The sequence below is a fragment of the Brachybacterium sp. YJGR34 genome (assembly GCF_003347015.1).
Taxonomy (GTDB): Bacteria; Actinomycetota; Actinomycetes; order Actinomycetales; family Dermabacteraceae; genus Brachybacterium.
Genome location: NZ_PNFB01000013.1, coordinates 89,758 through 103,111, shown reverse-complemented (window position 1 = coordinate 103,111; position 13,354 = coordinate 89,758). Strand labels below are relative to the sequence as shown.

Genomic DNA, 13,354 nt, shown 5'->3' with positions numbered 1-13,354 from the left:
GTCGAGGCCCTCGACGTCCCCGCCGGCCCGGGCGATGTCGGTGGCATAGACCAGCCCGGCGTCGGCCTCGCCGGTGCGGACCTTGCCCAGCACGTCGGTGACGGACTGCTCCTCGCTGACCGGCGAGAGCTCGAGGCCGGCGGCCTCGGCGAGGGCCCCGGTCGCCGCACCGCAGGGCACCGCGGGCGCGCAGACCACCAGGCGCGTCCCCTCCCGCGTGAGCGAGGCGAGATCGGTGACCTCGGCCGGATTGCCGGCGGGCACGGCGATCCGCAGCGTGTTGGTGGCGAGGGGCACCGGGTCCTGCGCCGTGAGACCCGCGGTGACCAGCTGGTCCATGGTCGCGGTGTCCGCGGTCGCGATCACGTCCGCCGCGGCGCCCTCCTGGATCTGCGTGACCAGCGTCGAGGAGCCCGCGATGCTGAGCTCGACCGCGAGCCCGGGGTGGGTGTCCTCGAAGCGCGCGCCGAGCTCCCGGACGGGTTCCTCCAGAGAGGCTGCGGCGAAGACGACGAGCGTGGTGTCCGCCGCGCCGTCGGCCGAGCCCGTGGCGGGATCGCCGGCGGCCGGACCGCAGCCGGCCAGCAGCAGGGCGGCCGCCGCCGTGGCGAGCGCGCGCCGCGGGGGGCCGGTCACGTCGACGTCCCGTCGAACGGAGCATCGGCGATCGGCTCCGGCGCGGTCTCCGCGGGCTCCGCCTCGACGACGACGTGCGTGGACTTCACGACGGCGGTGGCGACCTTGCCGGGCTCGAGGCCCAGCTCCCGGACGGCCTCGGAGCTCATCAGGGAGACCACGCGGAACGGTCCGCACTGCAGATCCACCTGCGCCATGACCGTGTCCGCCACGACCTTCGTCACCAGGCCCACGAAGCGATTGCGCGCCGAGGAGCCGAGAGCGCCGTGGAGCTCCGGGGTCACCGCGAGCTCACGGGCCATCCGGGCCACCTCCGTGCCCTCGAGCACCCGCCGCCCGCCGGCATCCGCACCGGCCTCGAGCGTCCCCTTCTCGATCCAGCGCCGGACGGTGTCCTCGCTGACGCCGAGGAAGGTGGCCGCCTCGCGTACTCGCATCTGCGTCATAACGGGGAGTCTAATGCCGCAGATGCGTGGATGTGAGGTCAGGAGGCCCAGAGAACGCCGAGCAGCGCGATGGTCGCGACCAGCACGGTGGATCCGACGGCGAGCACCACGGGACGCACGCCCACGGCGAGCAGCCGGCGCAGGCTCACCGAGGTGCCGAGCGCGAACATCGCCGCCGCCAGCAGCAGCGTCTGGGCGATGCCGCCCGCATCGACCACGGCGGGCGGCAGCGGCACCACGGACCGGAGCAGCACCATGGCCAGGAAGCCGAGCACGAACAGCGGCACCAGGGGTGGGCGCTTCCCGTCGGCCGCCCCGCGGCGCCGCTGCCGGATGCTGAGCACCGCCATCACCGGCGCGAGCATCACCACGCGCGCGAGCTTGACGATCACGGCGCCGGCCAGGGCGGCCCCGCCGATCGCGGAGCCGGCGGCGACCACCTGCGCGACCTCGTGGATCGCGCCGCCCGCCCAGAGCCCGGCCACCTCCGGTGCCAGGCCCAGCAGCGCGGCCGCCGCAGGGAGGATCGCGATCATCGCCGTCCCGCACAGCACCACGAGGGCGATCGCCGTGACCGTGGCCTCCTCGTGCTCCTCCTCGGGATCGGTGACCCCGGCCGCGGCGGCGACGGCGGCGGCCCCGCAGATCGAGAACCCGCAGGCCACCAGGAGCGTCAGATGCCGATCGACGCCCAGGGCGCGGCCGATCGCGAGGGTGCCCAGGAGGCCGCCGACCACGATCGCCACCACCACCACCAGCATGGGGGCGCCGAGCGCGAGGAGGTCGCCGAGCGCCACCTGCAGGCCCAGCAGCACGATGCCGGCGCGCAGCAGGTGCTTCGCGGCGAAAGCCGTGCCGGGGGAGAGGGCGGCGGGAAGGGTCAGGGTGTTGGCCGCGAGGATCCCGGCCACGATCGCGATGATCAGAGCGCTCATGCCCGGGAGGATCTGCGCCAGGGCGAGGGCGCCCACCGCGACGGCGAGGCTCAGGGCGAGTCCCGGCCAGAGCGCGGTGCGGTGGTCGGGCGGAGCGCTGGGGGCGGCGACGGTCATCCTCGTACGGTTCCACCCGTCGGTCGCGCTCGGTAGACGGCGGTCCGACACCAGGGCATATGATGCTGATATGCCGGAGACGCTGCCGAACCTGCAGGCGCTCGCCCTGTTCGTCGCCGTGGTCGACGAGGGCGGGCTCGGCGCGGGCGCCCGGCGGCTGGGCATGCACCAGCCCAATGCCAGCCGTATGATCGCCCAGCTCGAGGCCCGGGCCGGCACCGCGCTGCTGGAGCGCACCCCGCGCGGGTCGCGGCCCACCTCTGCGGGGCTGTTGTACGCCGCCCACGCCCGCACCCTGCTCGAAGCGGCCGAGGACTTCTCCGCCTGGCTGCGCCACAGCCGCGACGAGGAGGCCCGGGAGCTCCGGGTCGGCGCGAGCCTGACCATCGCCGAGCACCTGATGCCCGCCTGGCTCACCGAGCTGCGCGCCAGCAGCTCACGGGTGCGGGTGGACCTGGCCGTGCAGAACTCCGCCCAGGTGCTCGAGGGCCTGCGCGACGGACGCCTCCAGCTGGGCTTCATCGAGACGCCCCATGTCCCCGGGACGGTCAACGCCCGGTGGCTCCGTCAGGACGAGCTGGTGGTCGTGGTCAGTCCGCAGCATCCCTGGGCCGCGCGCACGCAGCCGCTGAGCCTCGAGGAGCTCGCGGTGACCCCGCTGGTGGTCCGCGAGGGCGGCTCCGGCACCCGCGAGGCCTTCGAGGAGCTGGTCCCCGCCGCGGTCCGGACCCCGCCCGTCCAGGAGCTGGGGAGCAATGCCGCGGTGCGGGTCGCCGTGGCCAGCGGCGCAGGCCCTGCGGTGCTCAGCATGCTCGCGGTCAGCTCCTCGCTGCAGGAGGGCCAGCTGCACCGGGTGGAGGTCGAGGGGGAGCGCCTGCGCCGGCCGCTGACCGTGGTGTGGACCGGCCCCCGCCGGCTCAGCGGAGCGGCGCAGGAGCTGGTCGCCGTCGCCTCAGCACCGCCGCGATCCCCGCGGCGATCGCGCCGGTGAGCGCACCGAGCACGGTCCCGGTGACCAGGCTCGAGAGGACGGCGACGGAGCGCATGACGACCGCCTGGAGCGCCGGGTCGAGGTCCGCGAGGTTCCCGCCGAGCCGCGGCGGCGTCCCGGCGAAGGCGGTGGTCCACAGCAGCTGATGGGTCAGCGCGAGCACCACGCCGTAGAGGGCGCCCACGCCGAGCACGGTGAGGAACGGGCGCGGGACGCGGCGCCACAGCACGACGCCGATCCAGACCACGGGCGGCACCACCACCAGCAGCAGGTTCACGGCAGTCCCCTCGTGCAGCAGCCCGAGGTCGTGGAGCACCACCCGCGGCGCGCCCAGCAGGGCGAGGCCGAGCAGCGCGAGGACGGGCAGCGGGCGGCCGGCGGCCCCCGTCGTCGAGTCGGGAGCGCCCGCCGAGGAGCGCGGAGCGGTCGGGTGCGGGTGAGGGTTCTGTGTCATGCCGCCGACGGTACGAAGACCGCGGCGGCGCGCACATCGGCCCGGCGTCGCGCGCCGGGTACGTTCAGGAGCGACACCGACCCTCGGGAGCCGACGACATGCCGATCCTCACCAACACCTCCGACCAGCCCGAGCAGCCGCGCCGCGGCGCCGTGTGGTCCATCGCCGAGCCCGGACGCGAGCTGGACTCCAACCTGATCCGCCTGCCCCCGGGCGAGGAGATCCCCCCGCACCCCGGCGCGGAGGTCGACACCCTCGTCCACGTGGTCCGCGGCGAGGGCGTGCTGCGCACCGAGGCGGGGGAGGAACCGCTCCGTGCCGGCGACGTGGCGCTGCTGCCGCGGGGCACCGTCCGCGGCTTCCGCGCCGGCGAGGAGGGGCTGGAGTATCTCACCGTCCACCGCCGACGGCAGGCGCTGCGGATCGGTGTCAGGCCTCCATCGCCGCGAGCGCGGTCATGAACCGGTCACGAGCGCCGGCGATCGCCGCGTCCTCGACGTCACCCGCGGGGAAGGAACTCGGCAGCAGATCGAGGGCCTCACGCAGCACCGTCTCCCGCAGCGAGGAGCGCTCCTCCAGGGGGCGCGCCATGAGCGCCGCGACGAAGCGGTCGTAGTCCTCGATGCCGAAGACCGATTCCCAGCGGGAGACCTCCGCACCACGGCCCACGCCATGCCCGGCGGCCCGTCGGTTCGCTCGCCGGCTCGCCGTCGCCGCCGGATCGAGGACGCCGTCCGTGACGACAACGCCGTAGTCCCGCTCAGCGGCGGCTACGCTCACCAGTCCGGCACGGACGTCGGCCTCGACGGCACCGGGTTTGCGGTCGAGAGGGTCCCCGTACCCTCCGGCGCCCGCCGTTCGGAGCGTGATCACGTCGCCGGGAGCGACGGGGATGACGTCCGGGGCCGCCGGTCGCTGCTCGGTCGCGGTGCCCTCGTTGATCACCAGCTCGCTCCGGGCTCCCGGGTGGCCTCCGGCGACGCCCCAGGGCCGGAAGAGGCGGCGCTCGAGCCCTCGAGTCAGCAGCGAGGCGCGGGCATGCACCTCGAACACGAGCTCCAGACCGGTGCCTCCGCGCCAGCGGCCGGCCCCGCCTGAGTCCTCCCTCAGGCCATAGCGATGGATCGTTGTGGAGAGCTCGGCCTCGACGGTCTCCACAGGATTGTTGGAGAGGTTCGAGATCCCCGAATCGCGGCCGTCCACACCATCGGCGCCGTCCCGGGCACCCATGCCCCCGACCATCGGCTCGAGCACCTGGACCACGTCGCCCCCGGCACGCTGCTCCGCGAGCACGACGGGCACCACCAGTCCGCTGCTGGCCGCTGGCACCACCTGGGGTGCCGCCTGGACGAGGGCTCCGGAGAGAGCATCGTTGACCCGCGACGAGCTGGCGTGGCGCACACCGACCGCGGACGGTCGCTGGGCGTTGACGAGAGACCCGTGCGGAGCGTTGACGGTCACGTCACGGGTCAAGCCGGCGTTGAGATGGATCTCGGAATCGAGCGTCCCGACCAGTGCGAGCACCCGCGTCACCAGCCAGGCGTGGACGGTGCCCTGGCTCGCGACGTTGAAGGCGGAGTTGACCTGGGGGTCCGTCCCGGTGAAATCGATGTGCATCGTGCCGTCCCGCATCGTGATCTCCACGCTGATCCGCACCGGCACGCCGGAGACGCCGTCGTGATCGAGGTAGTCGACGAAGCGATAGCTGCCGTCCTCGAGGACTCTCAGCGCCGATCGCGTGCGCACCCCGGTCTCCTCGATCATCGCCGCCTTTGTCGAGAGGACCGCCTCCCGGCCGTAGCGGTCGAGGATTTCCTGGACACGCCGGCACCCCGTCTCGAGGGCGGCGAGCATGGCCTGGAAATCTCCGTGATTCGCCTCCGGGGTGCGGGAGTTGCGCAGCACCAGCCGGAGGACGTCGGGATCGATCTGGCCGCCGCGGACAATCCTCACGGGCGGGATCTGCAGTCCCTCGGCGAAGACCGAGTCGTTGGACGGGCTGATGGACGAGGGGACCCGGCCGCCGATGTCGGAGCAGTGGATGAAGCACCAGCCGTACCCGATGATCTCCTCGCCGTCGAAGTAGGGGCGGATCATCTGGATGTCGGGCAGGTGGGTCGCAAGGCCCATGGTCGAGTACGGGTCGTTGGCGATGATGACATCGCCGGGGCGCAGCGGTCCGCTCTCCGCGGCCGCCTCGACAGTCGCCCGGACGTTCAGCCCGACGAAGCCCGATACGCCGATGTTGCGCGGATATGCCGCAAATCTGCCCTCGAGGTCGGCGAGGGCGCAGCAGAAGTCGGCCGTCTCCTTGACGTAGAGGCTCCGGCTCGTGCGCTGCAGCGTCTTGCACATCTCCTCCGAGGCGGCCCGGAGCTTCAGCGCGACGATGTCGCGGGCGATGTCCGTCGTCATGCTCGGTTCTCCTCGGTGGGGTGCTGACGGGTCAGATGGATTGCGCCGTGCGAGTCCGCAGAGGCCGTCCAGGCGTCGGGGACGAGCACGGTGCTGTCCGAGACGTCGATCACGACGGGTCCCCGCACCGGCGCATGACCGCTCAGCGCCGCCGCCGGGTAGACGGCGATGTCCTTCCATCCGCTCGCGCGACGGAGTCGGCGGTGCGCCGAGGGGCGCGGAGCCTGGGGGTCGACGAGCGCGGGCGCGGCGTCCGGCACCGGGGGGTCGGCCGGTGCGGAGACCACGGCGAGACGGAGGGTCCCGAGCTCGATCGCGGCGGTGTCGTCGCGGAATCCGTGCACCCTCTCGTGCTCCGCGTGGAATGACTCCCGGAGCGTCGCGAGATCCGCGACCAGCTCGTCGGCACCCTCGATGCCGCGTTCACTCAACCCGACCGTGAGCTCGTAGGCCTGCCCCTGGTACCGCATGTCCGCGGAGAGGTGGAGACGCGCCCGGTCGGGGGACCCGCCGCTCGCGCGCAGCCAGAGAACGCCTTGCGCGGCGAGATCCGCGACGACGGTCGTCGCGAAGTCGCGCACCGGGCCGTCGAGCTCTCGACGCACGCTCCGGGCGAGGTCCCGCCGCAGAGGGGCGATGGCGGCTCCGAGGGCGCAGAAGGTCGCGGCCGTTCCCGGGACCAGCACCTCGGTGATCCCGAGCTCCTCTGCGAGCAGGAGCGCGTGCGTGGGCCCCGCCCCACCGAAGGGCACCAAGGTGAACTCGGAGGGCTCGTGCCCGCGTTCCGCGAGGAGAGTGCGGAGCGCCGTGGACATCTGCACCGTCGCGATCTCGAGCACGTGCTCCGCCGCCGCCGCGGCGGAGTTCGCCCCGATTCCGCGCGCCACCTCGGCGAAGGCGGTATCGGCGGCAGCTCGATCCAGAGGCATGGCGCCGCCGAGGAACTGCTGCGGATCCAGGATGCCCGTGCTGAGATACGCATCGGTGATGGTCGGGACGCAGCCTCCGCGACCGTAGCTGACGGGCCCGGGGTCCGCACCTGCGCTCCGTGGGCCGACGCGCAAGGTCGCGACGTCATCGTCGCCTCCCGTCGTGACGAGTGAGCCGCCCCCGGAACCGATCGCGCTGACGTCGACGACCGGGAGCATCAGCGGCAGTCGGCCGAGCATCGTGCTGGTGGTCAGTATCGGAGTGCCGTTCACGACGACGGACATGTCGCTGCTGGTCCCGCCCATGTCGAAGGTCAGGACACGGCGGTCCGGCACCGTCAGCGCCGCCGCGGTGACCCCGGAGGCCGGGCCCGACAGCACCGTCTCGAGGGGATGGACGGCGGCGTAGTCCAGCGAGAGGGTGCCACCATTCGATGCTGAGATGTACACCGGCGCCGTCAGCCCGAGGGCCGACAGCCGCGTCCGCAATTGCTCGTAGTACCGCTCCATCAGTGGGCGGATGTGCGCTTCGAGGACGGCCACCAGCGAGCGCTCGTACTCGCGGATCTCGGGCCACGTCCCGGCGGCGGAGACCACCGGCACCGACTCCAGTCGCTCCTCCAGGGCGCGGGCGAGCTCGCTCTCTACCGACGGTGCGGTGAAGCCCTGCACCAGAGACAGCGCGACGGCCTCGGGTGCCGTACTGCGGATCTCCTGTGCGAGATCGTCGAGCTCCTGCTCGGAGGGGCGGCGGATCAGCCGACCGTCCGCGGTGAGCCGCGCATCGATCTCGAGCACGCGCTCACGGGGGACCAGGGGCTCCTCCGCCGCGGCGTGCAGATCGAAGGACTCCGGCAGCCGGGCTCGGGCGATGCCCAGCATGTCCCGGTACCCACGACTGGTCACGAAGCTGACTCGTGCTCCAGATCGCTGGATGATCGCGTTCAGCCCGATCGTCGTTCCGTGCACCACGGCGTCGACCGAGGAGAGCTCCAGCCCGTCCTCGAGGAGGTCCCGGAGCCCGGTCTCGACGGCTTCGGAGGGGTCGTGGGGCGTCGATGGCGTCTTGTGGCGCTGGACATCGCCCCCTGCCCCTTGGGGTACGACGACGAGATCCGTGAACGTCCCGCCGACGTCGATGCCGATGCGTGAGGTGGTGATGGCCTGGTCCTTTCTCACAGATGATCCGAGACGCGGAGAAGCCGCTCGAGCACGAGGATCACGACCGCGCTGATCATCATCAGCAGCGTCGAGACCACGGCAGCCGTGGGGTCGAGCTCGAACTGTGCGGCGGAGAGCACGCGCAGCGGCACGGTGGTCGTGTTGGCCCCGGCGATGAATGTCGAGACCGCCACCTCGCCGAGGGAGATGACCGCGGCGAACACGCCGGCCGAGACGAGGCCGGGCAGCAGCTGCGGCACCGTGACCGTCAGGAACACCCGGACCGGGCCGGCACCGAGGCTCGCTGCCGACGCCTCGACGCGCGGATCAAGGGAGGTCGCGACGTTGATGACGGCTCGCAGCCCGAACGGGAGCGCGACCAGCGAATGCGCCAACCAGAGCCCCGTGATCGTGTTGATCAGCCCCCAGGACTGCAGGTAGGTCAGCAGGCCGATGCCGAGCATGATCTCGGGGACCATCAGGGGGGACAGCAGGAACGCCTGGATCGCCCCGTGCCCGCGGAAGGCACCGCGGACCAGACCGTAGCCGCCGAGCAGCGAGAGCACCGCCACCGTCGGGACCGCCAGGGCGGCGAGCAGGAAGGAGAGCGAGAACGAGACGCGCCACTCGCGGCTCGTGAGCACCTGCTCGTACCAGCGCAGGGAGTAGCCCTCGGGAGGGAAGGCCAGCGAGCTCGTCGCGGAGAAGGAGCTGACGACCACTACCACGAGCGGGCCCACGAGGAACAGGAGGATCAGCGCGACGGCGGCGAAAAGCGCCCAGGCGCCCGGAGTACGAGGTCGATCAGCCATGGATGCGCTTCCCCCCGACGAGCTGTACGGCGCTCAGCAGACCGGCGACGATCAGGCTGATCGCCAGTAGCACGAAGCTCAGCGCGGCAGCCGTCGGGTAGTCGAAGGAGGTCATCACCTGCGTGTACACGCGCAGGCCGCCCAGCGGCTGGTTCACGCCTCCGATCAGCAGTGGCGTCACGTAGATGCCCATGGACAGGGAGAAGACCACGATGGCCCCACCCACGAAGCCCGGGACCGACAGGGGGAGGATCACCTGCATGAGGCGACGGATGGGGCCGGCACCGAGGGCCTGCGCTGCCCGCAGCACCGACTCGTCCAGCGCCTTCAGCGTGGAGTTGAGCATCAGCACGAAGAACGGCAGGAGCACGTGGACGATGGAGATCACCGATCCTGCACGGCTCGTGAGGAGGGCCAGGGGCTGCTCGACGAGCCCGAGCCCCAGGAGGGCGGAGTTGACGGGCCCCTCGGAGGACAGAACGATCCGCCATCCGTAGGAGCGGACGACGACGGAGGTCAGCATCGGAGAGATGACGACCATGAAGACGAGAACCTTCAGCCAGCGCCGGCTGGTCCGGGTGATCACCCAGGACAGTGGGAAGGCGATCACCGCGCACGCGAGGGTGACGACGGCGGAGTTGACGACGGTGTAGCTGATGCTGTCGGCGAAATACGGCTCGGACAGCACCCGCCGGAAGTTCTCGGTCGTGAAGCCGTCGAGGAGACGATTGAACGCGTCGGACGGACGAAGGCTCAGCTGGGCGAGCTGGACCAGCGGGACCGCGAACATGATCACAACGAAGACCAGTGGCGGGATCACCAGGATCCCGGGCCCGGGCCAGCGTGGCGGTGCGGCGGTTCTCACGGCGACACCGCCTCGAGGACGTGGGGCACGTCCTGGCGCCAGCTGATGCCGACCTCGCGCCCGACCTCCGGGGCGGACCAGTCGGACCCCGGGCGGTCGGGCACCTCGGCCGTCAAGCGGACGCCCTTCGTCGTCGTCAGGACGAACTCCCAATGGGACCCGCTGAAGGAACGCATGTGCACCGTGCCGCGGACGCCGACGGGAGGACCCGCGGCCGGATCGGCATCCAAGATGATCTGCTCCCTGCGGAGCGCGACGTCGACCGTGGTGCCCGGTCGACGAGCCGTGCGCACCGGGAGATGCTCCCCCTCGACGTCGATGAGGCTGTCGTCGACCACGGTGCCACGCAGAAGGTTCGCAGCGCCCATGAAGTCTGCGACGAAGCGGGTCCGGGGCCGGCGATAGATCTCCTCGGGCGTGCCGATCTGCTCCTGGCGACCGTCGTGGAAGAGCGCCACCCGGTCGGACATCGACAGGGCCTCGTCCTGGTCGTGGGTCACGAAGATCATGGTCGTGCCCAGCGCCTCCTGGATCTCACGCAGCTCGACCCGCATCTGCCGGCGGAGCTGGGCATCGAGGTTGGACAGCGGTTCGTCCAGCAGCAGGACATCGGGGCTGATCGCGAGCCCTCGGGCGAGGGCCACCCGCTGCTGCTGACCGCCGGAGAGCTGATTCGGGCGACGGTCGGCGTACGCGGAGAGTCCCACGAGCTCGAGCATCTCGGCGACGCGCGACTCCCGGCGAGCGCGGTCGTCGCCGCGGACGCGCAGCCCGTAGCCCACGTTCCCGGCGACCGAGAGATGTGGGAACAGAGCGTAGTTCTGGAACACGACACCGAGGCCGCGGCGATGCGAGGGGAGCGCGGTGATGTCTCGTCCGCCCACGGTGATCGTGCCCCGGGACGGCTGGACGAATCCTCCGATCGCGTTGAGCAGCGTCGTCTTGCCGCAGCCTGACGGGCCGAGTATCGAGAGGAACTCTCCCGGGTCGACCGTCAGCTCGTCGAGCGAGAGCACCTCGTGCTCGCCGTAGCCGACTCCGAGGTTCCTGATCGTCACGTCACTGGGCATCAGCCGAATATCCCGTTCCATCGTGCCTGCCATTCCTCCAGGTGTGGGATGGCCTGGGTGTAGTCGACCCACGCGAAGCTCTGGAAGACCTGCTCGCCGTGGGCGACACGCTCCTTGAACTCCGCGGAGTAGTCGATCGTCAGGTTCGCGGCGGCATAGAGCGTGCCCTCCCCGAAGACCTTCTGGTGCTCCGCGCGGGCCAGGGTCCCGAGGAACTCATAGGCAAGCCGCTCCCGCTCGGTGCCCCTCGCCACGTAGTACGAGGTGAGCGCACCGACTCCGCCGGACGAGGGGTAGCAGAAGCCGACAGGGTTGCCGGCGTCGGCCGCGGCGAACGCGCGGCCATCCCAGAACGGTGCGACCCACGCATCGCCCTGCTGTATCGCCGAGAGCATGCTGCCGGAATCGCTCGGGTAGACCGAGGCGCGATCGGCGAGCTGCTCGAGCTGGGTGAACACGTGGTCGACCGCGCTCTCGTCGTCCATCGATCCGCCACTCTCCTGGAGGAGACCGGCCAACAGTTCGAGTCCCGGGGAGAAGGTGAACGGCGGCACGCCGACGAAATTCCCCCACTGCTCGTCGAAGATGTCGCTCCAGTCCTCGGGGGCGTGATCCGCGTGGTCGGTGCGGTACATCAGCCCGCACGTGCCTGTCGTGAGCGGCACACCGTAGGTCGTGCCGTCGACCCCGGCGGCGGAGACCAGCGTGGGGCTCAGCTCATCGAAGTGAGCGACCCGGTCCGTGTCCAGAGGGGCGATCAGGTCGAGCGCGGCGGCCTGGACCACGATGTCAGGTGTGAAGGCCATGAGATCGAAGGGAGGACGCTGACCGTCGGCGACCCGGAGCTGTGCGAGCCATTCCGAGGGAGCGCCGACGACGACGTTGACCGTGGCGCCGGTCTCCTCCTCGAAGGGAGTGATCACGGCGTCCCGCAGAGTGTCGCTCCATGCTCCGGCGAAGGCGCAGATCGTGAGGTCGGTGCCGGTGACCGAGGAGCTCCCGGTGTCCACCGTGCACCCGGTCAGTGCGGGCAGGGTGGGAGCGATGGACAGACCGCTGGCCGCAATCAACTGTCGCCGGGTGAGCATGCTCGGTCGCTTCCTGCTGGAGGAGGGGTGCCGCACCATTGTCAGGCGTGGTCGGCTTCGGTGCACGTCGTGTTGCGGGATGAGAACGCACGTCGCGTCGCGGGCAGGATCCCGTAGCCCGGGCTTCGTCACGGCATCTGCTGCGGCTCACCGTCTCCGGGGTGGGGATGGGCACGGTGCATGATGACCGCGCACCACCCCGGAGCAGGCAGACTGGGGTCATGGCTGAATCACAGGATCCCCGCGTCGCCGTCTACTTCGACTTCGACAACATCGTCATGTCGTGGTACGACCGGGTCCACGGCCGTCAGGCGTACAGCCGGGACCGCCAGCGCATCGCGGAGGACCCCACGGAGCCGGAGATCGCCGAGCGCCTGGCCAGGGCCACGGTGGACGTGGGGGCGATCGTGGACTTCGCCGCCTCCTTCGGCGCCCTCATGCTCACCCGCGCCTATGCGGACTGGTCCTCCCCGGTCAACGCCGAGTACCGCTCCCAGTTGGTCGCGCGCGCCGTCGACCTCGTCCAGCTGTTCCCCGCGGCGGCCTATGCCAAGAACGGCGCCGACATCCGCCTGGCCGTGGACACCGTCGAGGACCTCTACCTGATGCCCGACATCACACACGTGGTCATCGTCGCCGGGGACTCCGACTACGTGCCGCTGGCCCAGCGGTGCCGGCGCCTGGGGCGCTATGTCCTCGCGCTCGGCGTGGCGGGATCCACCGCGAAGTCCCTCGCCGCCGCCTGCGACGAGTTCGAGTCCTACGAGAACCTTCCCGGTGTCGTCCTGGGCCAGGACGACGCCGCACCCGGCCAGGACGATGCGCCGCGCAGGGGCCGCAGCCGCCGCCGTCGCGCTGCCCAGCGTCCTGCCGGCCAGGCCAGCACGCCAGTGGTCGTGGGCGCCCACACCGCCGGCACCGCCGGACCGGAGGTGACCGCCGGGGCGAGCAGCGCCGACAGCTCCGCGCGGTCTGCTGCGGCCGCGGCCTCGTCCCCGGGCGAGGTCGAGGAGGTGGAGGAGGGAGCTGAGGATCCTCGGGATGCCGCGAGCGATCTGCTCGAGCGCGCCCTGCAGTTCACCGGTCGCGGCGACAGCGAGTGGCTGCACAGCTCCGCGGTGAAGTCCCACATGCGGCGCATGGATCCCTCCTTCAGCGAGAAGGCGCTCGGCTTCCGCTCTTTCTCCGAGTTCCTGCAGGCCAACGAGGAGATCGCCGAGGTGGAGGAGAAGGGGCACGAGCGTCTCGTCCGCGCCCGTGACTGAGCTCCCCGCGCAGGCGTCGGTCCGTCTGCCCGCCCCGGCACCCGCCCGCGTCCACGGCTGGGACGTCAGGTCACGAACAGGTCACGCCGCCCTCCGGGGCGAGGGGATCGAGCTGTGTGCTCCTAGGTTCGGCGTCATCCACGGAACCTCCGTGGACACGTCGGAGCCCC

Annotated in this window: 13 protein-coding genes; 3 read left to right on the top strand and 10 right to left on the bottom strand. The window is 71.5% G+C overall.

All coding sequences use genetic code 11. The features are described from left to right. The 3 genes from modA to CXH06_RS12175 form a co-directional block, all read right to left on the bottom strand. On the bottom strand, nt 1–636 hold a 636-nt coding region (gene modA / locus CXH06_RS12185; RefSeq protein WP_114855467.1), incomplete at its 3' end, for a molybdate ABC transporter substrate-binding protein. Then, on the bottom strand, nt 633–1,082 hold the full coding sequence (locus CXH06_RS12180; protein ID WP_114855466.1) for a molybdopterin-binding protein: 450 nt from the start codon (nt 1,080–1,082) through the stop codon (nt 633–635). The genes CXH06_RS12180 and modA, both read right to left, overlap by 4 nt. A 38-nt stretch (nt 1,083–1,120) precedes the next feature. After that, nucleotides 1,121–2,134, bottom strand: a complete 1,014-nt coding sequence (locus CXH06_RS12175; RefSeq protein WP_114855465.1) for a YeiH family protein — start codon at nt 2,132–2,134, stop codon at nt 1,121–1,123. 70 nt (nt 2,135–2,204) lie between these two features. On the opposite strand from CXH06_RS12175, the gene CXH06_RS12170 reads away from it, so the two are divergent. Further along, on the top strand, nt 2,205–3,125 hold the full coding sequence (locus tag CXH06_RS12170) for a LysR substrate-binding domain-containing protein (RefSeq protein WP_114855464.1): 921 nt from the start codon (nt 2,205–2,207) through the stop codon (nt 3,123–3,125). Here CXH06_RS12170 and CXH06_RS12165 read toward each other — a convergent pair. Then, on the bottom strand, nt 3,052–3,579 hold the full coding sequence (locus CXH06_RS12165) for a hypothetical protein (protein ID WP_232820334.1): 528 nt from the start codon (nt 3,577–3,579) through the stop codon (nt 3,052–3,054). The genes CXH06_RS12170 and CXH06_RS12165 overlap by 74 nt on opposite strands. A gap of 98 nt (nt 3,580–3,677) precedes the next feature. Between CXH06_RS12165 and CXH06_RS12160 the strand changes: the two genes are divergently transcribed. Continuing rightward, a complete protein-coding gene (locus CXH06_RS12160) occupies nt 3,678–4,040 on the top strand; it encodes a cupin domain-containing protein (protein WP_114855463.1) in 363 nt (120 codons plus the stop codon). Here CXH06_RS12160 and CXH06_RS12155 read toward each other — a convergent pair. The 6 genes from CXH06_RS12155 to CXH06_RS12130 are packed head-to-tail and all read right to left on the bottom strand — an operon-like array spanning nt 4,009 to nt 11,919. Next, a complete protein-coding gene (locus CXH06_RS12155) occupies nt 4,009–5,994 on the bottom strand; it encodes a hydantoinase B/oxoprolinase family protein (protein ID WP_114855462.1) in 1,986 nt (661 codons plus the stop codon). The two genes, CXH06_RS12160 and CXH06_RS12155, sit on opposite strands and share 32 nt — an antisense overlap. Next, nucleotides 5,991–8,102 carry a hydantoinase/oxoprolinase family protein gene (locus CXH06_RS12150; protein ID WP_114855461.1) on the bottom strand — a complete coding sequence of 704 codons (2,112 nt, stop codon included), beginning with the start codon at nt 8,100–8,102 and terminating at the stop codon, nt 5,991–5,993. Before CXH06_RS12150 ends, CXH06_RS12155 begins: the two co-directional genes overlap by 4 nt. Further along, entirely contained in the window at nt 8,099–8,896 is a 798-nt protein-coding gene (locus tag CXH06_RS12145; RefSeq protein WP_114855460.1) for an ABC transporter permease, read from the bottom strand. The genes CXH06_RS12150 and CXH06_RS12145 overlap by 4 nt, the downstream gene beginning before the upstream one ends. Then, the gene (locus CXH06_RS12140; RefSeq protein WP_157975721.1) at nt 8,889–9,761 is read right to left on the bottom strand and encodes an ABC transporter permease; all 873 of its coding nucleotides are present in this window, start codon (nt 9,759–9,761) and stop codon (nt 8,889–8,891) included. The genes CXH06_RS12145 and CXH06_RS12140 overlap by 8 nt, the downstream gene beginning before the upstream one ends. Next, entirely contained in the window at nt 9,758–10,831 is a 1,074-nt protein-coding gene (locus CXH06_RS12135; protein ID WP_114855458.1) for an ABC transporter ATP-binding protein, read from the bottom strand. Before CXH06_RS12135 ends, CXH06_RS12140 begins: the two co-directional genes overlap by 4 nt. Further along, entirely contained in the window at nt 10,831–11,919 is a 1,089-nt protein-coding gene (locus CXH06_RS12130) for a PotD/PotF family extracellular solute-binding protein (protein ID WP_157975720.1), read from the bottom strand. Before CXH06_RS12130 ends, CXH06_RS12135 begins: the two co-directional genes overlap by 1 nt. A 221-nt stretch (nt 11,920–12,140) precedes the next feature. On the opposite strand from CXH06_RS12130, the gene CXH06_RS12125 reads away from it, so the two are divergent. Further along, nucleotides 12,141–13,184, top strand: coding sequence for an NYN domain-containing protein (locus tag CXH06_RS12125; protein ID WP_114855456.1), 1,044 nt, complete (start codon nt 12,141–12,143; stop codon nt 13,182–13,184). Nucleotides 13,185–13,354 lie beyond the last annotated feature (170 nt).

Excerpts from the sequence above, each read along its gene's own strand:
- CXH06_RS12180 (WP_114855466.1), bottom strand. The coding sequence starts at position 1,082 with ATGACGCAGATGCGAGTACGCGAGGCGGCCACCTTCCTCGGCGTCAGC.
- CXH06_RS12175 (WP_114855465.1), bottom strand. The coding sequence starts at position 2,134 with ATGACCGTCGCCGCCCCCAGCGCTCCGCCCGACCACCGCACCGCGCTC.
- CXH06_RS12170 (WP_114855464.1), top strand. The coding sequence starts at position 2,205 with ATGCCGGAGACGCTGCCGAACCTGCAGGCGCTCGCCCTGTTCGTCGCC.
- CXH06_RS12165 (WP_232820334.1), bottom strand. The coding sequence starts at position 3,579 with ATGACACAGAACCCTCACCCGCACCCGACCGCTCCGCGCTCCTCGGCG.
- CXH06_RS12160 (WP_114855463.1), top strand. The coding sequence starts at position 3,678 with ATGCCGATCCTCACCAACACCTCCGACCAGCCCGAGCAGCCGCGCCGC.
- CXH06_RS12155 (WP_114855462.1), bottom strand. The coding sequence starts at position 5,994 with ATGACGACGGACATCGCCCGCGACATCGTCGCGCTGAAGCTCCGGGCC.
- CXH06_RS12145 (WP_114855460.1), bottom strand. The coding sequence starts at position 8,896 with ATGGCTGATCGACCTCGTACTCCGGGCGCCTGGGCGCTTTTCGCCGCC.
- CXH06_RS12135 (WP_114855458.1), bottom strand. The coding sequence starts at position 10,831 with ATGCCCAGTGACGTGACGATCAGGAACCTCGGAGTCGGCTACGGCGAG.
- CXH06_RS12130 (WP_157975720.1), bottom strand. The coding sequence starts at position 11,919 with ATGCTCACCCGGCGACAGTTGATTGCGGCCAGCGGTCTGTCCATCGCT.
- CXH06_RS12125 (WP_114855456.1), top strand. The coding sequence starts at position 12,141 with ATGGCTGAATCACAGGATCCCCGCGTCGCCGTCTACTTCGACTTCGAC.